The 21,178-nt window shown below is 73.3% G+C and carries 15 protein-coding genes; 9 read left to right on the plus strand and 6 right to left on the minus strand.

Annotated elements, in window-relative coordinates; all coding sequences use genetic code 11:
• Nucleotides 1-423 precede the first annotated feature (423 nt).
• Nucleotides 424-912, minus strand: coding sequence for a PaaI family thioesterase (locus IG94_RS0104165; RefSeq protein ID WP_031031149.1), 489 nt, complete (start codon nucleotides 910-912; stop codon nucleotides 424-426).
• Nucleotides 913-999: 87 nt separating this feature from the next.
• On the minus strand, nucleotides 1,000-3,279 hold the full coding sequence (locus IG94_RS0104170; RefSeq protein WP_031031152.1) for an FdhF/YdeP family oxidoreductase: 2,280 nt from the start codon (nucleotides 3,277-3,279) through the stop codon (nucleotides 1,000-1,002).
• Between the two features lie 177 nt (nucleotides 3,280-3,456).
• Between IG94_RS0104170 and polA the strand changes: the two genes are divergently transcribed.
• Nucleotides 3,457-6,180 (plus strand): DNA polymerase I, encoded by a 2,724-nt coding sequence (gene polA / locus IG94_RS0104175; protein WP_031031155.1) that lies wholly within the window; start codon nucleotides 3,457-3,459, stop codon nucleotides 6,178-6,180.
• A gap of 687 nt (nucleotides 6,181-6,867) precedes the next feature.
• Here the strand turns inward: polA and IG94_RS0104185 are convergent.
• A complete protein-coding gene (locus IG94_RS0104185) occupies nucleotides 6,868-7,728 on the minus strand; it encodes a DUF4184 family protein (protein ID WP_031031161.1) in 861 nt (286 codons plus the stop codon).
• A gap of 328 nt (nucleotides 7,729-8,056) precedes the next feature.
• On the opposite strand from IG94_RS0104185, the gene IG94_RS0104190 reads away from it, so the two are divergent.
• Nucleotides 8,057-9,832: a lytic transglycosylase domain-containing protein gene (locus IG94_RS0104190; protein ID WP_031031164.1), complete on the plus strand. Its 1,776-nt coding sequence runs from the start codon at nucleotides 8,057-8,059 to the stop codon at nucleotides 9,830-9,832.
• A gap of 31 nt (nucleotides 9,833-9,863) precedes the next feature.
• Here IG94_RS0104190 and IG94_RS0104195 read toward each other — a convergent pair whose 3' ends face one another.
• Together IG94_RS0104195 and IG94_RS0104200 are read right to left on the minus strand one after the other, a co-directional pair.
• The gene (locus IG94_RS0104195; protein ID WP_031031166.1) at nucleotides 9,864-12,710 is read right to left on the minus strand and encodes an ATP-dependent RNA helicase; all 2,847 of its coding nucleotides are present in this window, start codon (nucleotides 12,708-12,710) and stop codon (nucleotides 9,864-9,866) included.
• Nucleotides 12,711-12,795: 85 nt separating this feature from the next.
• Entirely contained in the window at nucleotides 12,796-13,710 is a 915-nt protein-coding gene (locus tag IG94_RS0104200; RefSeq protein ID WP_107060420.1) for a class I SAM-dependent methyltransferase, read from the minus strand.
• 305 nt (nucleotides 13,711-14,015) lie between these two features.
• Between IG94_RS0104200 and rpsA the strand changes: the two genes are divergently transcribed.
• The 5 genes from rpsA (at nucleotide 14,016) to IG94_RS0104225 (ending at nucleotide 18,580) form a co-directional block, all read left to right on the plus strand.
• Entirely contained in the window at nucleotides 14,016-15,533 is a 1,518-nt protein-coding gene (gene rpsA, locus IG94_RS0104205; RefSeq protein ID WP_031031172.1) for a 30S ribosomal protein S1, read from the plus strand.
• 212 nt (nucleotides 15,534-15,745) lie between these two features.
• Nucleotides 15,746-16,684 (plus strand): PAC2 family protein, encoded by a 939-nt coding sequence (locus IG94_RS0104210; RefSeq protein ID WP_031031174.1) that lies wholly within the window; start codon nucleotides 15,746-15,748, stop codon nucleotides 16,682-16,684.
• A gap of 31 nt (nucleotides 16,685-16,715) precedes the next feature.
• Nucleotides 16,716-17,327, plus strand: coding sequence for a dephospho-CoA kinase (gene coaE / locus IG94_RS0104215; RefSeq protein ID WP_031031177.1), 612 nt, complete (start codon nucleotides 16,716-16,718; stop codon nucleotides 17,325-17,327).
• Between the two features lie 49 nt (nucleotides 17,328-17,376).
• Nucleotides 17,377-17,757: a tetratricopeptide repeat protein gene (locus IG94_RS0104220; RefSeq protein WP_031031181.1), complete on the plus strand. Its 381-nt coding sequence runs from the start codon at nucleotides 17,377-17,379 to the stop codon at nucleotides 17,755-17,757.
• Between the two features lie 136 nt (nucleotides 17,758-17,893).
• Nucleotides 17,894-18,580 carry a class I SAM-dependent methyltransferase gene (locus tag IG94_RS0104225; protein ID WP_031031185.1) on the plus strand — a complete coding sequence of 229 codons (687 nt, stop codon included), beginning with the start codon at nucleotides 17,894-17,896 and terminating at the stop codon, nucleotides 18,578-18,580.
• A gap of 110 nt (nucleotides 18,581-18,690) precedes the next feature.
• Here the strand turns inward: IG94_RS0104225 and IG94_RS0104230 are convergent, their stop codons facing one another.
• Nucleotides 18,691-19,290: an RNA-binding S4 domain-containing protein gene (locus IG94_RS0104230; RefSeq protein ID WP_031031187.1), complete on the minus strand. Its 600-nt coding sequence runs from the start codon at nucleotides 19,288-19,290 to the stop codon at nucleotides 18,691-18,693.
• A 139-nt stretch (nucleotides 19,291-19,429) separates the two neighbouring features.
• On the opposite strand from IG94_RS0104230, the gene IG94_RS0104235 reads away from it, so the two are divergent.
• Both IG94_RS0104235 and pip read left to right on the plus strand, forming a co-directional pair.
• Complete coding sequence (locus IG94_RS0104235) at nucleotides 19,430-20,158, plus strand: uracil-DNA glycosylase (protein ID WP_031031189.1); 729 nt, start codon at nucleotides 19,430-19,432, stop codon at nucleotides 20,156-20,158.
• Between the two features lie 51 nt (nucleotides 20,159-20,209).
• Nucleotides 20,210-21,175 carry a prolyl aminopeptidase gene (gene pip / locus IG94_RS0104240; RefSeq protein WP_031031190.1) on the plus strand — a complete coding sequence of 322 codons (966 nt, stop codon included), beginning with the start codon at nucleotides 20,210-20,212 and terminating at the stop codon, nucleotides 21,173-21,175.
• Nucleotides 21,176-21,178 lie beyond the last annotated feature (3 nt).

Genomic DNA, 21,178 nt, shown 5'->3' on the forward strand with positions numbered 1-21,178 from the left:
TTTCCGCATTCGGTCACCCGTAGCGTGACAATGATCTTTCGCGTGGAATGCGACTTTGTCTGGAAAGAGGCGGTGGGTGACGACGTCACCGCCAGGCCGTCGTAGGGCCGTCGTCGGGCCGGACCGGCGGGGTCGGCCGGGTCGGGGCCGTGGACGCCGGTCGGGGTGGTGAGGGCGGGTACGGGCGTGGGAGGGGGCCCGGGATGCCGTTCGCAGGGCGGGGTGACGCGTTTTGGGGCTCGCCGCCGGCCGGTGTCTCGCGTGCGCGGGGTGTCCCCGGCGGTCCGGGGGGGCGAGGAGACGGCGGCGCTGGGCCCCGGCGGTGCGGGCGGACGTGCCGGACTCCGCGTGTGCGGCACGACCCGCCGGACGGCACCCGCCTCGGAGGGGTGTCGGCGCGGCGGTGTGCCGCGCCGACGCGCGTCAGCCGGTCGCGCCCGCCCGGGCCGCGTCGCCGGGGTTCACGTCCCGCAGCAGGCAGGTCAGGCGCGCGGTGCACACCCGGCGGTCCTGCTCGTCGCTGACCACGATCTCGTACGTCGCCGTCGTCCGGCCCCGGTGTACCGGCGTGGCCACCCCGGTGACCAGGCCGGAGCGCGCCCCGCGGTGGTGCGTGCAGTTCAGGTCGACGCCGACGGCGATCTTGGAGCTGCCGCCGTGCAGCATCGAGCCGACCGACCCCAGCGTTTCGGCCAGCGCGGCCGAGGCGCCGCCGTGCAGCAGCCCGTAGGGCTGGGTGTTGCCCTCCACCGGCATCGTGCCGACCACCCGGTCCGCGGACGCCTCGACGATCTGGATGCCCATGCGCGTCCCCAGGTGCCCGGCCGAGAACATCGCGACGAGGTCGACGCCCAGCGCGGCGTACTCGTCGATCACTTCCTGCGGGAACTGCACCTGCTGCTGCTCGCCCATGGGCCGGCTCCGTCTCTCGCTCGTCTGGCGCTCGTCTGGCTGGTCCGCACGCGGCCCGTGCGGCCGGCGGCTCGGCTGAGCAAACGCTCAGTCGGTCGCCGATTGTTCCAGACGGACGACCACGGACTTGCTGGCCGGGGTGTTGCTGGTGTCCGCGGTGGCGTCCAGCGGCACCAGGACGTTGGTCTCCGGGTAGTACGCCGCCGCGCAGCCCCGGGCCGTCGGGTAGTGCACGACACGGAAACCGGGCGCCCGCCGCTCCACCCCGTCGCGCCACTCGCTGACCAGGTCGACGTAGGAACCGTCCGCCACGTCCAGCTTCCGGGCGTCCTCCGGATTGACCAGGACGACCCGGCGGCCGTTCCTGATGCCCCGGTAGCGGTCGTCCAGGCCGTAGATCGTGGTGTTGTACTGGTCGTGCGAGCGCAGTGTCTGCAGCAGCAGCCGCCCCTCGGGCAGCTCGGGGTACTCCACCGGCGCCGCGGTGAAGTTGGCCTTGCCGGTGGCCGTCGGGAAGCGGCGCTCGTCGCGCGGGGCGTGCGGCAGGGCGAAGCCGCCGGGGTGCGCCACGCGCGCGTTGAAGTCCTCGAAGCCCGGCACGACACGCCCGATGCGGTCGCGGACCGTCGCGTAGTCCTTCTCGAACTCCTCCCACGGCGTGCGGCTGTCCTCGCCCAGCACCCGGCGCGCCAGCCGGCACACGATCGCGGGCTCGGAGAGCAGCTGCGCGCTCGCGGGCCGCAGCCGGCCGCGCGAGGCGTGCACCATGCCCATGGAGTCCTCGACGGTGACGAACTGCTCGCCGCCGCCCTGGAGATCGCGCTCGGTGCGGCCCAGTGTCGGCAGGATCAGGGCCCGCGCGCCGGTGACCGCGTGCGAGCGGTTCAGCTTCGTCGACACGTGCACCGTGAGCCGCGCGCGGCGCATGGCCGCCTCGGTGACCTCCGTGTCGGGCGAGGCGGAGACGAAGTTGCCGCCCATGGCGAAGAAGACCTTTGCCTCGCCGTCGCGCAGCGCGCGGATGGCCCGGACGACGTCGTAGCCGTGCTCGCGCGGCGGCGCGAAGCCGAACTCCTTCTCCAGGGCGTCCAGGAACGCGGGGGCGGGCCGCTCGAAGATGCCCATCGTGCGGTCGCCCTGCACGTTGGAGTGGCCGCGCACCGGGCAGACGCCCGCACCCGGACGGCCGATGTTGCCGCGCAGCAGGAGGAAGTTGACGACCTCGCGGATCGTGGGCACCGAGTGCTTGTGCTGGGTCAGGCCCATCGCCCAGCACACGATGGTGCGCTTCGAGGCGAGCACCATGCGCAGTGCCTCCTCGATCTCCGCGCGTGCGAGACCGGTCGCGGTCAGCGTCTCGTCCCAGTCGGCGGCGCGGGCGGCCTCGGCGAACTCCTCGTAACCGTGCGTGTGTTCCTCGACGAAGGCCTCGTCGACCGCGCCCTCGGTGTCGAGGATCAGCTTGTTCAGCAGCCGGAACAGGGCCTGGTCGCCACCGAGGCGGATCTGCAGGAACAGGTCGGTGAGCGCGGCGCCCGCGGTGAGGCCCTTGGGGGTCTGCGGGTTCTTGAAGCGCTCCAGGCCCGCCTCGGGCAGCGGGTTGACGCTGATGATCTTCGCGCCGTTCGCCTTGGCCTTCTCCAGGGCCGAGAGCATCCGCGGGTGGTTGGTGCCCGGGTTCTGGCCCGCCACGATGATCAGGTCGGACTTGTACAGGTCCTCCAGGAGGACGCTGCCCTTGCCGATGCCGATGGTCTCGGACAGCGCCGAACCGGACGACTCGTGGCACATGTTGGAGCAGTCCGGCAGGTTGTTCGTCCCCAGCTCGCGCGCGAAGAGCTGGTAGAGGAACGCCGCCTCGTTGCTCGTGCGGCCCGAGGTGTAGAAGACCGACTCGTCGGGCGAGTCCAGCGCGGCGATCTCCTCCGCGACGATGTCGAAGGCGCGCTCCCAGGTGACCGGTTCGTAGTGCTCGGCGCCCTCCGGCAGGTACACCGGGTGCGTGAGCCGGCCCTGCTGGCCCAGCCAGTAGCCGCTGCGGGTGGCGAGGTCGGCCACCGGGTGCTCGGCGAAGAACTCCGGTGTGACCCGGCGCAGGGTGGCCTCCTCGGCCACGGCCTTCGCGCCGTTCTCGCAGAACTCCGCCTTGTGCCGGTGGTCTCCCTCCGGCCAGGCGCAGCCCGGGCAGTCGAAGCCGTTCTTCTGGTTGACACTCAGCAGTGTCAGGGCGGTCCGCTTCACGCCCATCTGCCGCTGCGCGATGCGCAGTGTGTGGCCGATGGCCGGGATGCCCGCCGCCGCATGCTGGGGCTCCGAGATGTGCGGTGCGTCCTGGACCGGATCACCCTTGGGCGGCTTGGTCGCCATCGCGCGCTCCTTCGCTTACGCGTGTGAAGTACGTCTCCGATCCTCGCACGCCCGGCCGACAACGGGACCGGCCGGGCCGGGCGGAGCCCTTGCCGTCCCGCACACGGAATCCAGGGCGGGGGCGCGGGGCGGCGCGGGCGGGGCGGACTGTCAGTGGCTCGTGGCAGGATCGGGGTTGTGGCGAAGACAGCATCGAAGAAGACCGACAGCACCTCCGGCGGCCGTCCGCGGCTGATGCTCATGGACGGGCACTCGCTGGCCTACCGCGCGTTCTTCGCGCTGCCGGCGGAGAATTTCACGACCGCGACGGGCCAGCCGACCAACGCGATCTACGGCTTCGCGTCGATGCTCGCCAACACCCTGCGTGACGAGGCACCCACGCACTTCGCGGTGGCCTTCGACGTCTCCCGCAAGACCTGGCGGTCCGAGGAGTTCACCGAGTACAAGGCGAACCGCTCCAAGACCCCGGACGAGTTCAAGGGCCAGGTCGAGCTGATCGGCGAGCTGCTCGACGCCATGAACGTCACGCGCTTCGCCGTCGAGGGCTTCGAGGCGGACGACGTCATCGCCACCCTGGCCACCCAGGCCGAGGCCGAGGGCTTCGACGTCCTGATCGTCACCGGCGACCGGGACTCCTTCCAGCTCGTCAGCGAGCACACCACGGTCCTGTACCCGACCAAGGGCGTCTCCGAGCTGACCCGCTTCACGCCGGAGAAGGTCTTCGAGAAGTACGGGCTGACCCCCGCCCAGTACCCCGACTTCGCGGCCCTGCGCGGCGACCCGTCCGACAACCTGCCGGGCATTCCGGGCGTCGGCGAGAAGACCGCCGCGAAGTGGATCAACCAGTTCGGCTCCTTCGCGGAGCTGGTCGAGCGCGTCGACGAGGTCAAGGGCAAGGCCGGCCAGAATCTCCGCGACCACCTGGAGTCCGTCAAGCTGAACCGGCGGCTCACCGAGCTGGAGCGGCAGGTCGAGCTGCCGAAGCCGGTCACCGAGCTGGAGCGGCCCGCCTACGACCGCAAGGGCGTCGCGATGATCCTCGACACCCTGGAGATCCGCAATCCGTCCCTGCGCGAGCGGCTGCACGCCGTGGACCCGGGCGCCGAAGAGGCCGAGACCGCCCCGGTCGTGACGGACGGGGTCGAGCTGGACGGCACGGTGCTCGGCACCGGCGAGGTGGCCGGCTGGCTCGCCGAGCACGGCACCCGGCCCCTCGGCGTCGCCACGGTCGACACGTGGGCGCTGGGCACCGGCTCGGTGGCCGAGGTCGCGCTCGCCGCCGCCGACGGGCCCGCCGCCTGGTTCGACCCCACGGAGATCGACGAGTCCGACGAGACGGCGTTCGCGGCCTGGCTCTCCGACCCGGAGCGGCCCAAGGTCCTCCACAACGCCAAGGGCGCGATGCGGGTCTTCGCCGAGCACGGCTGGAGCGTCGCCGGCGTGGACATGGACACCGCGCTCGCCGCCTACCTGGTCAAGCCGGGGCGCCGCTCCTTCGACCTGGACGCGCTGTCCCTGGAGTACCTGCACCGCGAGCTGGCCCCCGCCGCCGCGGCCGACGGGCAGCTCGCCTTCGGCGCGGACGAGGGCGCCGAGGCCGAGGCGCTGATGGTGCAGGCCCGCGCCATCCTCGACCTGGGCGAGGCGTTCGAGGGCCGCCTGGCGGACGTCGGCGCCGCCGATCTGCTGCGCGACATGGAGCTGCCCACCTCGGCGCTGCTGGCCCGCATGGAGCGGCACGGCATCGCGGCCGACCGGGCCCATCTGGAGTCGATGGAGCAGATGTTCGCGGGCGCCGTCCAGCAGGCGGTGAAGGAGGCGCACGCGGCGGCCGGACGCGAGTTCAACCTCGGCTCGCCCAAGCAGCTCCAGGAAGTCCTCTTCGGCGAGCTGAACCTGCCCAAGACCAAGAAGACCAAGACCGGCTACACCACCGACGCCGACGCGCTGGCCTGGCTCGCGGCCCAGACGGAGAACGAACTGCCGGTGATCATGCTCCGCCACCGCGAGCAGGCCAAGCTGCGCGTCACGGTCGAGGGCCTGATCAAGACCATCGCCGCGGACGGCCGCATCCACACCACGTTCAACCAGACGGTCGCCGCGACCGGCCGGCTCTCCTCCACCGACCCGAACCTGCAGAACATCCCGGTCCGCACCGACGAGGGCCGCGCCATCCGCCGCGGCTTCGTGGTTGGCGAGGGCTTCGAGTCCCTGATGACGGCCGACTACAGCCAGATCGAGCTGCGCGTGATGGCCCACCTCTCCGAGGACGCGGGCCTGACCGAGGCCTTCACGTCCGGCGAGGACCTGCACACCACCGCCGCCGCCCAGGTCTTCTCCGTCGAGCAGTCGGCGGTGGACGCGGAGATGCGCCGCAAGATCAAGGCCATGTCCTACGGCCTGGCGTACGGCCTGTCGGCCTTCGGCCTCTCCCAGCAGCTGAACATCGAGGCAGCCGAGGCCCGCGGCCTGATGGACGCCTACTTCGAACGGTTCGGCGGCGTACGGGACTACCTGCGCCGGGTCGTCGACGAGGCCCGGGCCACGGGCTACACGGCGACCCTCTTCGGCCGCCGCCGCTACCTGCCCGACCTCAACAGCGACAACCGCCAGCGCCGCGAGGCGGCCGAGCGGATGGCCCTGAACGCGCCGATCCAGGGCACCGCGGCCGACATCGTCAAGATCGCCATGCTCAACGTCGACAAGGCGCTGCGCGAGGCCGGCCTCGCCTCCCGGATGCTCCTCCAGGTCCACGACGAAATCGTGCTGGAGATCGCCCCCGGCGAGCGCGCCAAGGCGGAAGAACTGGTCCGCCGCGAGATGTCCGACGCGGTCCGGCTCAGCGTCCCCCTGGGCGTCTCGGTGGGCGCGGGCCCGAACTGGGAATCAGCAGCCCACTAGCCCCCCGGCCGCCGCTGCGGGCAGTGCGTGCCGCCCGAGCTGCGGGCAGTGCGTGCCGCTGGGGCGGCACGGGTGGGCGCAGCGGCACCCCGTAAGCGCCGGGCTGCGCGACCCACCCCCGGGCCCACACCCGCGCAGGGCGCCCGGGCAGCGCCGAGCTGCGTGACCCACCCCCGGCCGGCACCGAGCGGCGGCACCCCGCCGGCGCCGGTCCCCGCAGCCCACCTGCCCCGCCACGCCCGGCAGGGCCCGTCACTCCGCTGGCCCCCGACGAAACGCCCCGCCCCCACCCTCCCGGCGAGGATGCGGGCATGGGTATACGCATGCTCCACCACCGGACGACCACCCCGGCACGGGCAAGCACAGACCGACCCGCCCGCGCGCCACACTCCCCGGTCCCGGTCTGCGCACCGGGCGCAAGCACCGGCCGCATCCCCACCCCCCTCGCGACCACCCTGCGCCGCACCACGACGGACCTGAGGCGCAGACTCCGCCACCGCCCTCCGGCCCTTGCCACCCCGGCCACCGCCCCCGCCACCCCGGGCGGCGAGCCACGCCGCACGCCCGCCTGGCGCCTGTGGGCCGACCTGGTCCGCGGCTACCTCGCCCTGGCACTCACGCTCCTGCCACGCCCGCACCCGCGCCCCGGACACACCTTCACCGTGTTCGTCGCGCCCACCGACACCCTCACCGCGCGACCGGGCGGTCCCGGTCCGGCACCGCACCGGGACCGCCCGGGCCGGTGGGGACCGGAGCCGGACGCCACACCCTGACCGCCCCGGCGTAAAACAGCAGCGCGGGGACAAGTCCCGCACCGGCCCCGAAGCACACCGACGGGATCAGCTCCCACGGCTTCGCGACGTCGCCCCAGTACTCCCACCACCGCGTCGCCCGCAGCGCCGCCCCGGCTGCCGCGCACCCGCCGAGGAGGGCCCCGGCCCACCACCGGTCCCGTACCGAGAGGCCCGGAACGCCCCGCGGCTCGGCCCGGGGCGCCCGGCGCAGCGCCCGCACCAGGAACACGGCGAGGACGACCGCGGCCACCGCCGAGCCGCCGTACTGCAGGTACCAGTACAGCGGCGAGCCCGCCATCTCCCGGCCCAGGGCCGGGAACACCCGCATCCCCCAGCGGTCCGGGTGGGTGAACGCGTCCCACCCCACGTGCGTCAGCGCGCCCAGCACGGCCGACGCGTACCACCGCCCCACCAGCCGCGGCCGCGGATGCTCCCGCCGCGTCCCGCAGCGCAGCAGAGCGGCGACCCGGCCCTGCCGGACCCGCGGCAACAGACCCACCAGCGGTTCGCGGACCAGCAGCCACACCCCCACCAGCGCCCAGGCGACGGCCACATCGACGGTGAGCACACCCGGCAGGGAGTGCGTGACGTCCCCGAACTCCATCGCCCCGGAGAGGAAACTCGCCGCGTAATAGGTCATGTCGGGTGCGAACGACCCCGCCACCAGCACGGCCGGAACCAGCCGCCACCGGCCGGTCCCGTCGCCGCGCACGGCGGGCAGCACGGCGGCTGGGTGACTCAGAGTGAATGGCAACGCAACTCCTCATATGAGCAACCGGTGAATATCGGGCGCGAACGGGTGCCCGCGCAAAGCAAGTTGCCGTAGGGTCGCCTGCGGCACCGCACCGGTCGAACAGACGAACTCCCTGGCGGGAAAGTTGTGGTGCAACCGTTGGTGCCGGCCGGTCGTCACAGAAGCACGGACACGTAGAAGCACGGACACGAAGCCGAGCACGGCACACGACGGCGCGCACCACAACTGAAGACGGCCCGCGGCCCGAGACGGCGCGCGGGGCGAACGGCGCGAGAGCCGGACACGGACGGAGACGGACGCGCGGGCGTCCACGGGAGGGGTTCACTCTATGGCGGCGCATTTCGACAGGAGGCTGCGCAAGGCGGCGGTCACCACCACCGTCGCGGCGGTCGCGGTCGCGGCGCTGTCCGCGTCCCAGGCCCCCAACGTGACGGCCGACGGGAACGGCAGACAGACCACCGCCGACAACGCGCCGACGTCCGACGCGTCCTCCCAGGAAAGCGCCACCGGCAACTCGCCGTACTACACCGACCTCCCGCCCCTCGACAGCCCGAGCCCCGCGCCGACGATCGGCACCCCCTCCTCCCGGGGCCCGTCCGAGGCCGGCATCCCCGCCACCGTCCTCGACGCGTACAAGAAGGCCGAGGCGGAGCTGCTCCAGTCCAAGCCCGGCTGCAACCTGCCGTGGCAACTCCTCGCCGCCATCGGCAAAGTGGAGTCGGGCCAGGCGCGCGGCGGTCGCGTCGACGCCGACGGCACCACCATCGGCAAGATCATCGGACCCCAGCTCGACGGCAACGGCTTCGCCCTCATCAAGGACACCGACAACGGCGTCTACGACGGCAACAGCAGCTACGACAACGCCGTCGGCCCCATGCAGTTCATCCCCTCCACCTGGGCGTGGGCGGCCCGCGACGGCAACGGCGACGGCAAGGCGGACCCCAACAACGTCTACGACGCCGCGCTCGCCGCCGGCCACTACCTGTGCCGCAACAACTGGGACCTGTCCGACCAGGGCGACCTGGCGAGCGCGATCCTCAGCTACAACAACTCGCAGGACTACCTGTCCACGGTCCTGTCGTGGCTGGAGCACTACCGCAAGGGCACCCACGAGATCCCGGACGGCACCGGCAGCCTCCCCGGCAGCCGCAGCGACGGCACCGGCTACGGCTCCGGATCCGGCTCCTCGACGGGCGCCTCGGTCGGGAGCACCGGCCCCAGGACGCCCGGTACGGGGTCGCCCAGCCCCAAGCCGAGCCCGGACAAGCCGTCGCAGCCGGACAAGCCCACCACCCCCGGCACCGGGTCCCCGAGCCCCAAGCCGCCGACCGACCCGGAGCCCCCGGCCGAGACGCCCGGCCCCACCCCCACCGACACGGTCGACCACCTCGAGAACGCCGGCGCCACCGGGCTCACCGCCATGGCGGGCGACACCTTCACCGAGAAGATCAGCACCCGCGCCGAGACCGAGGACGGGAAGGCCGTCGGCAAGGTACGCATCCGCTTCACGGTCGTCGGCGACACGGACGCCGCGTTCACCGGCGGCGAGAAGGTCGCCGCGGTCGCCACCGACGCCTCCGGCGTGGCCGTCGCGCCTGCCCTCAAGGCGGGCGAGAAGACCGGCGGGTTCACCGTCCGCGCCACCGTGATCGGCCGCTCCGTCAAGGCCCTCGACCACGAGGCCACCGTCACCGAGCGCGTCGCCGACGCCCTCGAAAGCATCACCGACACCACACTGACGTGCACGCCGGGCGGCGAGTTCGCGGACCGGGTCGAGGTGAAGGCCACCCGCAAGGGCGAGGCCGCGGACAAGGTCGCGGTCACCGCCACCCTCGTCAAGTCGGTGCTCGACCCGACGGAGAACGACAAGGGCCCCTATTTCAAGGACACCGACGACAAGCCCGTTCGCACGCTGACCGGCCTGAAGACCGACGCCAAGGGCCTGTTGAAGCTGCCGGAGCTGTACGCCGACGACACCGAGGGCACGTACGTCCTCCGCCTCACCACGGCGGGCGGCGCCGTGCGCGACATCACCCTGAACGTCGCCGAGGCCCAACCGGCGCCGGACCCGTCCGAGGACCCGGCGACCGAGCCCGAGGCGTAGACACCGCCCGGACCGCCCGGCCCGGCGGGTCTCACCTGCCGAGCCGGGCCTTCGTGTACCGCGTCGGTTCCGCCGTGGCCGGGTCCTCGGGCCACGGGTGTTTCGGGTACCGGCCGCGCAGTTCCGCCCGTACGCCGCGGTAGCCGTCCTTCCAGAACGAGGCCAGGTCGGCGGTGACCGCGGCGGGGCGGCCGGCGGGGGAGAGGAGATGGACCAGGAGCGGCACCCCCGCGATCCGGGGCGAGTCCTGCAGCCCGAACATCTCCTGCAGCTTCACCGCCAGAACGGGCTGTTCCGGGTCGCCGTAGTCGATCCGGATCCTGGACCCGCTGGGGACGGCGATCCGCTCGGGCGCGAGTTCGTCGAGCCGCGCGGCCTCTCCCGAGGCCCAGGGCAGCAGCCGTGCCAGTGCCTGACGGGCGTCGATGCGTCCGAGGTCGGCCCGTCGCCGGGCCCGGCCCAGCTCGGGCTCCAGCCACTCGTCCGCGCGCGCGAGGAGCGCGTCGTCGCAGACGTCCGGCCAGGGCTCGCCGAGATGCCACCGCAGGAACGCGAGCCGCCCACGCAGCAGCTCCGCGTCCGCCGCCCCGCGCAGCAACCCGAACCCCTCCCGCCGCAGCCCCTCCAGCAGCGCGCCCCGTACGAGACCGGGGTCGGCGCCGGTGAGCGGCCGCGCCGCCAGCTCCACCGCACCCAGCCGTTCGACCCGCCGGGCCACCACGTCGCCGTCGGCCCAGTGCACCTCGTCCCGCTCCGACAGCAGTGCTCCGGCCGCGAGCCGCGCCGTCTCCTCGTCGACCGCCGCACCGAGCTGCACGCGCGCGTGCCCCCGCCCCACGGGCCGGTCGGCGACGGCCACCGCGATCCACGGCGCCCCGCGCAGCGCCGACGACTCCGGCAGCTCCGCGCGGGTGCCGGACACCATGAGGTAGGAGCCGCCGTCCTTCCTCGCCACCCGTTCGGGGAAGGCCAGGGCGGCCACCAGCCCGGCGACCGCGTCGTCACCGGGCCGCCGGGCACCGCTGCCGTCCGCCGAGCCCGCGGTGCCCGGCGCGCTCCGGCCGTCCACCGCGTCCAGCGCGCCGCGCAGCCGCCGCACCTCGGCCCGCCACCGCGCCGCGTAGGCGTCCCCGCCGCGCCGGGCGGCCCGGAGCGTGGACACCAGATCGTCCCCGTAGTCACGCGGTGCCTCCTCGCTCAGCAGCCCCACCACCTCGGCCACCACCTCGGAATCCCCACCACGGGAACCGCCCGCGCCGGCCCCGGCGGAACGGCCGGTGCCACCCGCCGGCGCCCGGCCCGCTCCACCCCGCCCGCCGGAACGCCCACCGGCACCCGCCGCGCCCGCGCGGAGACCCCCGGCGCCGGGCGCGTCCGCACCGACCCCCCTCGTGTCCGGCCCGCCCGCACCGGCCCGACCCGTGTCGGGTCCGCCGACAACGGCCCCCCTCGTGACCGGTCCGCCCGCGTTCGCCCCGCCCCCGCCGGAGTCGCCCCCGCCGGAGTCGCCCGCGTCCGGCCCGGTGGGGGCCGGTGCCGCCGGGGTCCGTGCGTCGAGCAGTGCCCGGCCCAGCCGGGGGTGCAGGCCCAGGCGCGCCAGTCGTACGCCCCTGTCCGTGGCCCGGCCGGAGGCGTCCACCGCGCCGACCGCCGTCAGGACCGACCGGGCCGCCGTCATCGCGCCGCCCGGCGGCGGGTCGAGCAGCGCCAGACCGGAGGCGTCCGGATCGCCCCAGCAGGCCGCCTGCAACGCGAACGACGTCAGGTCGGCCACCTTGATCTCCGGCGCCGGGAAGCGCGGCAGCCGGGCGTCCTCCGCCTCCGTCCAGCACCGGTACACCACCCCCGGCGCCTCACGCCCGGCCCGCCCCGCCCGCTGCCGCGCCGCCGCCCGCGAGGCCCGCACCGTCGTCAGCGCGCTCAGCCCGCGCGCATGGTCCACCCGCGGCTCCCGCGCCAGCCCCGCGTCCACCACCGTCCGCACGCCCGGCACCGTCAGCGACGACTCGGCCACCGAGGTCGCCAGCACCACCCGGCGCCGTGCCCCGGGCGCGAGCACCGCGTCCTGCACGGCCGCCGGCGCACGACCGTGCACCTGGAGCACGTCGACGTCCGCGAGCGCCCCCAGCCGGCCCGCGACGCGGGCGATCTCGCCGACGCCCGGCAGGAAACACAGCACGTCTCCGTCCCGCTCGTCCAGCGCCCGCCGCACCACTGACGCCACGTGCGCGAGCAGCGCCGGGTCGACCCGCATCCCGTGCGGCGGCCGCACCGGGCGCACCGGTGGTGCCCACTCGACCCGCACCGGGTACGACACCCCCTCGGCCGCCACCACCGGGGCCCCGCCCAGCAGCCGGGCCCACCCCTCCGCGTCGGTCGTCGCCGAGGCGGCCACCAGCCGCAGCTCGGGCCGCAGCGTCTCGCGCACGTCCCACAGGAACGCCGCCGCCGTGTCCGCGTCCAGATGCCGCTCGTGGCACTCGTCGAGGACCACGACGTCGGCAGCCGTCAGCTCCTGGTCACGCTGGAGCCGCTGCAGCAGCACACCGGTCGTGACGACCTCCACGCGCGTGTGCGGCCCCACGACCCGCTCGCCGCGCACGGTGTAGCCGACGCTCGCGCCCGGCCGCTCGCCCAGCAGCCACGCCATCCGCCGGGCCGCCGCCCGCGCCGCGATCCGCCGCGGCTCGGCCACGACCACGCACCGCGCGGGAGCGTCGCCGTCCAGCAACCCGGCCAGGACCAGCGGCACCAGCGTCGTCTTCCCGGTGCCGGGCGGCGCGACCAGCACTGCCGTGCCGTGCCCCTCCAGGGCGTCGTGCAGCGCGGGCAGGGCGCCGCGCACGGGCAGCGCGTCCAGGGCGTCGTAACGGATCACGCCCCCAGTGTCGTACGACGGCGGAACCGCCCTCCACGCGCGCGTGCACCGCGTGGAGGGCGGTGACCGCCCGAGGCCGACCGGGTCAGTCGCGCTCGCAGACGAAGATCGCCGTGCCCGGGATCAGATGCCCGCGCAGCGGCGACCAGCCGCCCCACTCCGAGCTGTTCCAGTCCGGCCACTCCGGCTCGACCAGGTCCACGAGCCGGAACCCGGACGTCACCACGTCCCGCACCCGGTCGCCGAGCGTGCGGTGGTGCTCGACGTACACCGCGCGGCCCTCGTCGTCCTGCTCGACGTAGGGCGTGCGGTCGAAGTACGAGGCCGACACCGACAGGCCCTCGGGACCCGGCTCGTCCGGGAACGCCCAGCGCAGCGGGTGCGTGACGGAGAAGACGAAGCGGCCCCCGGGGCGCAGCACCCGGCGCACCTCGCGCAGTACCAGCCGCGGATCCGCGACGAAGGGCAGCGCCCCGTACGCCGAGCACGCCAGGTCGAACGAGTCGTCCGCGAAGGGCAGGACCGCCGCGTCGGCGCAGACCAGCGGGAAGGAGCCGCCGATGCGCAGGGCGTGCTGGAGCTGGCGGTGGGAGAGGTCCAGGGCCACCGGACGGGCGCCCTGCCCGGTGAGCCAGCGCGAGCACTGGGCGGCGCCGGCGCCGATCTCGAGGACGTCCTTGCCCTTCAGTTCCTCCGGCGGACCGAGCAGCTCGGCCTCCACCTCGTCCAGGCCCTCCGGACACCACACGAAGCGGTCGTCGCCGAGGAAGGTGCCGTGGTCGACCTGGTACTCGTCCGCGTTCCGGTCCCACCAGCCGCGGTTGGCGCGGGAACTCTCCGTGACACCGGCGGCACGCCGGGTGGCCTCCGGCTCCTCCGCTCCGGCTCCCGGAACTGCGGACAGGGCCTCGGACGCTGCGGGCTCTTGGATGACCGGCTCCCTCGTACTAGTCTGCGCACTCTTCCGCGCCGCCCGCCTCGCGCGTCGCGCACGGGACAACAGGGGTCCGTGCGGCCTCGGGGGACAGCTCTTGTGCCGGGTATGCGGCGATCCGCCCCGGGTGTGCGGCTTCGCGCATTGACCCTGCCCGACTGCCCCCGTATGCTACAAGTTGCGCTGCGGGCCTGCGCACCTCAGACGTAGCAGGTCGCGCTCGCATCTGTTGTATGTCCCCTCGGTTCTCGAGGCGTCACCTGTGTTTTGCGGTGTCGCTTCCTTGGCTGTCCGGCTTCTGCAGAGCGAAACGGGCTCCCGGCGTAAGCAGTACCTACGACTTCAATGTCCGTACCGGAGCCCTTTCCCACATGACGAGCAGCACCGAGACCACCGCCACCACCCCGCAGGTTGCGGTCAACGACATCGGTAACGAGGAAGCCTTCCTCGCCGCGATCGACGAGACGATCAAGTACTTCAACGACGGCGACATCGTCGACGGCGTCATCGTGAAGGTCGACCGGGACGAGGTCCTGCTCGACATCGGTTACAAGACCGAAGGTGTCATCCCGAGCCGCGAGCTCTCGATCAAGCACGACGTCGACCCCAACGAGGTCGTCGCCGTCGGTGACGAGATCGAGGCCCTTGTTCTCCAGAAGGAGGACAAGGAAGGCCGCCTGATTCTCTCGAAGAAGCGCGCCCAGTACGAGCGTGCCTGGGGCACCATCGAGAAGATCAAGGAAGAGGACGGCATCGTCACCGGTACCGTCATCGAGGTCGTCAAGGGTGGTCTCATCCTCGACATCGGCCTCCGCGGCTTCCTCCCGGCCTCCCTGGTCGAGATGCGCCGCGTCCGCGACCTCCAGCCCTACGTGGGCAAGGAGCTCGAGGCGAAGATCATCGAGCTGGACAAGAACCGCAACAACGTGGTCCTGTCCCGCCGCGCCTGGCTGGAGCAGACCCAGTCCGAGGTGCGCCAGACGTTCCTCACCACCCTCCAGAAGGGTCAGGTCCGTTCCGGCGTCGTCTCCTCGATCGTCAACTTCGGTGCCTTCGTGGACCTGGGTGGCGTCGACGGCCTGGTCCACGTCTCCGAGCTGTCCTGGAAGCACATCGACCACCCGTCCGAGGTTGTCGAGGTCGGCCAGGAAGTCACCGTCGAGGTCCTCGACGTCGACATGGACCGCGAGCGTGTCTCCCTGTCGCTGAAGGCGACCCAGGAAGACCCGTGGCAGCAGTTCGCCCGCACCCACCAGATCGGCCAGGTCGTGCCCGGCAAGGTCACGAAGCTGGTGCCGTTCGGTGCGTTCGTCCGCGTGGACGAGGGCATCGAGGGTCTGGTCCACATCTCCGAGCTGGCCGAGCGCCACGTGGAGATCCCGGAGCAGGTCGTCCAGGTCAACGACGAGATCTTCGTCAAGGTCATCGACATCGACCTCGAGCGCCGCCGCATCAGCCTCTCGCTGAAGCAGGCCAACGAGGCCTTCGGTGCCGACCCGTCGGCGGTCGAGTTCGACCCGACCCTGTACGGCATGGCCGCGTCCTACGACGACCAGGGCAACTACATCTACCCCGAGGGCTTCGACCCCGAGACCAACGACTGGCTCGAGGGCTACGAGACCCAGCGCGAGGCCTGGGAGACGCAGTACGCCGAGGCCCAGCAGCGCTTCGAGCAGCACCAGGCGCAGGTCATCAAGTCCCGCGAGGCGGACGAGAAGGCCGCTGCCGAGGGTGTCGACACCGCGGGTGCGGCTCAGGCCACGTCCGGCGGCGGCGGCGGTGGCGGCGGCGGCTCGTACTCCTCCGAGGGCGGCGACAACTCCGGCGCCCTGGCGTCGGACGAGGCGCTGGCCGCGCTCCGCGAGAAGCTGGCCGGCGGCCAGAGCTGAACGCGCCGTCCGCTGACGCTCAGCGGTAGGCCCAGAGGCTGACCGAGGGGCCGCACCTTTCGAGGTGCGGCCCCTCGGTGCGTGTGCGGGCCCCGGTGCCGCCGGGGCACCGCGATCACGTTCGGAGCCCGCAAGATCGGATCCCCGTCCTCCGGGAATGCCGCACCCCGCACGGGTGTTGTGACAGACGAACTCGAGGAGGGGCGGTCACTGTGCTTGATCCGCAGGACTTGTACGCGTGGGAGCCGAAGGGCCTGGCGGTCGTCGACATGGCACTCGCCCAGGAGTCGGCCGGACTGGTCATGCTGTACCACTTCGACGGATACATCGACGCCGGCGAGACCGGCGACCAGATCGTCGACCGGGTGCTCGACTCCCTGCCGCACCAGGTCGTCGCCCGCTTCGACCACGACCGGCTCGTGGACTACCGCGCGCGCCGGCCGCTGCTGACCTTCAAGCGGGACAGCTACACGGACTACGAGGACCCGACCCTGGAAGTGCGCCTCGTCCAGGACGCGACCGGCGCGCCCTTCCTGCTGCTGTCCGGCCCCGAGCCGGACGTCGAGTGGGAGCGTTTCGCCGCCGCCGTCGGACAGATCGTGGAGCGGCTCGGCGTCCGCCTCGCGGTGAGCTTCCACGGCATCCCCATGGGCGTCCCGCACACCCGGCCCGTCGGCATCACGCCCCACGGCAACCGCACCGACCTCGTACCGGGCCACCGCAGCCCGTTCGCGGAGGCCCAGGTTCCGGGCAGCGCCGAGGCGCTCGTCGAGTACCGGCTGATGCAGGCCGGCCACGACGTGCTCGGCGTCGCGGCCCACGTCCCGCACTACATCGCCCGCTCCCCGTACCCGGACGCCGCACTGACCGTCCTGGAGTCGATCACCGCGGCGACCGGCCTGGTCCTGCCCGGTATCGCGCACTCCCTGCGCTCGGACGCCCACCGCACCCAGACGGAGATCGACCGGCAGATCCAGGAGGGCGACGAGGAGCTCACGGGGCTCGTCCAGGGCCTGGAGCACCAGTACGACGCGGCCGCGGGCGCCGAGACCCGCGGCAACATGCTGGCCGAGCCCGTCGACATCCCGTCGGCGGACGAGATCGGCCGCGAGTTCGAACGGTTCCTGGCGGAGCGAGAGGGCGACGGCTGACGCGGTACCGGCACGCCCTAGGCTTCCCCTCATGCTGAGAGTTGGCCTGACCGGCGGGATCGGCGCCGGCAAGAGTGAGGTGTCGCGGCTGCTCGTCGACTGCGGGGCCGTGCTGATCGACGCGGACCGGATCGCCCGTGAGGTCGTCGAACCGGGTACCCCGGGGCTCGCCGCGGTCGTGGAGGCGTTCGGTGCGGACGTCCTCACCGAGGACGGCCGCCTGGACCGGCCGAAGCTGGGCTCGATCGTCTTCGCCGACCGGGAGAGACTGGCCGCGCTGAACTCGATCGTGCACCCCCTGGTCGGTGAGCGCTCCCGCGCCCTGGAGGAGGCCGCGGAAGCCGCCGCCGAGGACGCCGTCGTCGTCCACGACGTCCCGCTGCTCACCGAGAACGGCCTGGCGCCCCTGTACGACGTCGTGGTCGTCGTGGACGCCGACCCCGCCACCCAGCTCGACCGGCTGGTCCGGCTGCGCGGCATGAGCGAGCAGGACGCCCGGGCGCGCATGGCCGCCCAGGCGACGCGTGAGCAGCGCCGGGAGATCGCGGACCTGGTCGTCGACAACGACGTGCCGCTGGAGGAGCTGCGGCGCCGCGTGCGAGAGGTGTGGGCCGAACTCGCGCGCAGGGCCCGCACGGAATAGCGGCTCCGGCGCGGGCGTTGATCCCTTCCAGCGAGGGAAGGACTCTGCCGTGCCCGAGACCAGCGGTTCGACCGGACGTACTCCGGAGACAGACGTCATCGACTTCCGTGCCGCCGAGCAGCTGCTGGCGGCGCGGGACCCGCAGGGCGCGGTGAAACTGCTCGACGGTGTCATCGGCGCCCACCCCGAGAACACGGCCGCCCGTCTGCTGCGTGCGCGTGCCTTCTTCGCCGCCGCCCAACTGCGACCGGCTGAGCTGGAGTTCACCGTCGTCCTGGAGCGTGAGCCGGACAACGCGTTCGCGCACTTCGCCCTCGCCCGCACCTACGAGCGCCGGGGCTGTCCCGACCAGGCCCGGCGTCACTTCCGGCTGGCGGCCGCCCTGGACCCGAAGCCGGAGTACCTGCAGCAGGCGCGGTTCGACTACTGACGTCCGCGCCTGCCGGCATTCAATGTCCGTACGCACCGGACGACGGCGGCTCCCGTGTTCACTCGGCCGGGTGAACCCATGCGCGTGTGGGAACGGGTGTGCGGTCGCGGTCCGTTGGACGGGCATGGAGCTGAGAATGCGAGAGGGACACCAGGGGACGGGACCGGGAGCCATCACCCCGGACGGCTGTGCCGTCGAGCTCTATGCGCGGCTGCCCGCCGGCCCGGAGCCGGAGATCGTCGCCGGCGCCGTGCCCGCCGGCGCGCACCTCCTGGAGCTGGGCTGCGGGGTGGGACGCATGACGCACCCGCTGGTGGAGCGGGGCTTCACCGTCACCGCCGTGGACGAGTCCGCCGAGATGCTGGCGCGCGTGCGCGGGGCACGGGCCGTACGCAGCCCGATCGAGGAGCTCGACCTGGCCGAGCGCTTCGACGCGGTCGTGCTGGCGTCCTTCCTGGTGCACAGCGGGGACGCCGACGTGCGGCGGGGGCTGCTGCGCACCTGCGCGCGGCACGTCGCGAACGACGGGTGCGTACTCGTCCAGCGCGAGGGCGCGGACTATCACACGAACCTGCCGCGTGAGCGGGTGGACCCCAGCGGCTTCACCGTCCGGATCCTGTCGTCGGATCCGGTGGGGGACGGCGTCAACTCGGTCCGCGCGGAGTACGAGTTCCCGGACGCGGTCTGGACGCAGACCTTCCGGGCCCGCCCCCTGACCACGGAGGCGTTCGAGGCGGCACTGGGGGAGGCGGGGCTCGGCGTGGAGCGGTACCTGACCGACGACGGCACGTGGGCGCGGGCGGTCCCGGTGCCCCGGGGGTAGCGGGGGCCGGCGCAACGCCTCGCGGGCGCGCGGCTCGGGACAGGACGCCTGCGGGCCGGTTCACTCCGGTAAGGACGCCTGCCGGCCGGTCCAGGGGAGGGCGTCGCCGTTCAGGGCCTGGTCTCGGCGTCCCGCCGGGCGCTGGCCAGGCCCTCCAGTCCGCGCAGCCGCTCCATGTCGCGGCGGTCCCGCTTGGTCGGGCGGCCCGCACCGCGGTCGCGGATGCCGGCGGGCGCGACGGCCTCGCGGGGCGGGGGCGGCGGGGAGTTGTCGACGTAGCACTGGACGGCCACCGGGGCGCCGACGCGCTTGCGGATCAGCCGCTTCACCACGACGACGCGTTCCCGGCCCTCGTGCCGCAGGCGCACCTCGTCGCCGACGCGCACGGAGTTGGCTGGCTTCACCCGCTCGCCGTTCACCCGGACATGACCGCCGCGGCAGGCGGTCGCGCCGAGGGAGCGGGTCTTGATGAGACGGACGGCCCAGATCCAGCTGTCCACCCGGACGCTCTCGCCGTTCTGCGGCCGGGCGGCCTCGGCAGCGGCGACGGCGGCAGCGGTCTTCGGATCGGCGGTCTTCGGATTGGCGGTCTTCGGGCCGCCGGTCTCCGGGTGGGCCGTCTTCTGGTCCGGTGCCCGGCCGGCGGCAGCGGCACCGTCCTGGGACGCGGCCCTCTCGCCGCTCCTGCCCTCGTCATGCTCGGAAGCCATGGGGCCGAGCCTAACCGTCCGCACCGACCGGAGGGACCGCAATATCCAACCGCGATATCCACGGGCACCCGGGGTCGGCGGCGGGGAGCCGGGGCCGCCGCGTACCACGGTCCCGTCCGGCCGGTCTTACGGTGGACGCATGGAAACCGTCGGCCTGGACGTACTCGACCAGCGGATCGCCGGGTGCCGGGCGTGCCCCAGGCTCGTCGAGTGGCGCGAGGAGGTGGCCCGGACCAAGCGGGCGGCCTTCGCCGACTGGACGTACTGGGGCCGGCCGGTGCCGGGCTTCGGGCCGCCGGACGCGCGCCTGCTGATCGTCGGGCTCGCCCCCGCGGCCCACGGCGCCAACCGCACCGGGCGGATGTTCACCGGCGACCGTTCCGGAGACGTGCTGTACCAGGCGCTGTACGACGTGGGCCTCGCCTCGCAGCCCACCGCGATCCATGCCGACGACGGCCTGGAACTGTACGGCGTCCGCATCACCTCACCGGTGCACTGCGCCCCGCCCGCCAACAAGCCCACCCCGGCCGAACGCGACACCTGCCGTTCCTGGCTCGTCCAGGAGCTGGGACTGCTGCGGCCGACGCTGCGCGCCGTGGTGGTGCTGGGGGCCTTCGGCTGGCAGGCCACGCTGCCCGCCTTCGCGGGGGCCGGCTGGACGGTGCCCCGTCCCCGGCCGGCCTTCACGCACGGCGGACACGTGACACTGGACGCCGCGGACGGGCCCGGCCTGCGGCTCTTCGGCTGCTTCCACGTCAGCCAGCGCAATACGTTCACCGGCCGGCTCACCCCCGCGATGCTGCGCGACGTGCTGCGCACGGCGGCGGAGACGGCGGACCTCCCCGTCGCCGGACGGGACCCCCGGTAGCGCCGGGTAAAGGGGATGAGGGAGTCGGTCCGGCACCGTTACGGTGCTCCGATGAGCCTGTATCCGGAGATCGAACCGTACGACCACGGCATGCTCGACGTCGGCGACGGCAACCACGTCTACTGGGAGACCTGCGGCAACCCGCACGGCAAACCCGCGGTGGTGCTCCACGGCGGCCCGGGATCCCGCGCGAGCCCCGGACACCGGCGGTTCTTCGACCCGGCCGCCTACCGCATCGTCCTCCTCGACCAGCGCGGCGCCGGACGGTCGCGGCCCCGCGCGAGCGCCCACGACACCGACATGGGCGTCAACACGACCGCCCACCTGATGGCGGACCTGGAGCGGCTCCGCGCCCACCTGGGCATCGAACGGTGGCTGGTGTGGGGCGTGTCGTTCGGCTCGTTCCTGGGGCTGCGGTACGCGCAGACGCACCCCGGAGTGGTGACCGAGCTGGTGCTGACCGGGGTCGCGACCGGTTCCAACGCCGAAGTGGACCTCCTGACCCGGGGGTTGGGGAAGCTCTTCCCCGAGGCCTATGAACAGTTGCTCGCCGGGCTGCCGCCGGACGAACGCGAGGGCAACCACGCCGCCGCCTACCACCGGCTCCTGGAGTCCCCCGACGCCGCGGTCCGCGAGCGCGCCGCACGCGCCTGGACCGACTGGGAGACGGCGACCATCCCCGCCCCGCCCCGGTCGGTCGCCCGCTACGAGGACCCCGACTTCCGCCTGGGCTTCGCCCGTACCGTCACGCACTACTGGGGCAACGACCACTTCCTCGGCGACGGCAACGACGAGGGCGTGGTCCTCCGGGACGCCCCTCTCCTGAAGGGCGTCCCCGGCACCCTGGTCCAGGGCAGCCTCGACTTCGGCAACCTCCTCGGCACCGTCTGGCGGCTCCACCACGCCTGGCCGGACAGCGAACTGGTGCTCGTCGACGAGGCCGGGCACGACGCCGGGGCGGTGGGGGACGAGGTACTCGTCGCGGCGACGGACCGGTACGCGCGCGGCGCCGCCTGAGAC

Source organism: Streptomyces olivaceus (assembly GCF_000721235.1).
Lineage (GTDB): Bacteria > Actinomycetota > Actinomycetes > Streptomycetales > Streptomycetaceae > Streptomyces > Streptomyces olivaceus.

Excerpts from the sequence above, each read along its gene's own strand:
- IG94_RS0104165 (WP_031031149.1), bottom strand. The coding sequence starts at position 912 with ATGGGCGAGCAGCAGCAGGTGCAGTTCCCGCAGGAAGTGATCGACGAG.
- IG94_RS0104170 (WP_031031152.1), bottom strand. The coding sequence starts at position 3,279 with ATGGCGACCAAGCCGCCCAAGGGTGATCCGGTCCAGGACGCACCGCAC.
- IG94_RS0104190 (WP_031031164.1), top strand. The coding sequence starts at position 8,057 with ATGGCGGCGCATTTCGACAGGAGGCTGCGCAAGGCGGCGGTCACCACC.
- rpsA (WP_031031172.1), top strand. The coding sequence starts at position 14,016 with ATGACGAGCAGCACCGAGACCACCGCCACCACCCCGCAGGTTGCGGTC.
- coaE (WP_031031177.1), top strand. The coding sequence starts at position 16,716 with ATGCTGAGAGTTGGCCTGACCGGCGGGATCGGCGCCGGCAAGAGTGAG.
- IG94_RS0104225 (WP_031031185.1), top strand. The coding sequence starts at position 17,894 with ATGCGAGAGGGACACCAGGGGACGGGACCGGGAGCCATCACCCCGGAC.
- IG94_RS0104230 (WP_031031187.1), bottom strand. The coding sequence starts at position 19,290 with ATGGCTTCCGAGCATGACGAGGGCAGGAGCGGCGAGAGGGCCGCGTCC.
- IG94_RS0104235 (WP_031031189.1), top strand. The coding sequence starts at position 19,430 with ATGGAAACCGTCGGCCTGGACGTACTCGACCAGCGGATCGCCGGGTGC.
- pip (WP_031031190.1), top strand. The coding sequence starts at position 20,210 with ATGAGCCTGTATCCGGAGATCGAACCGTACGACCACGGCATGCTCGAC.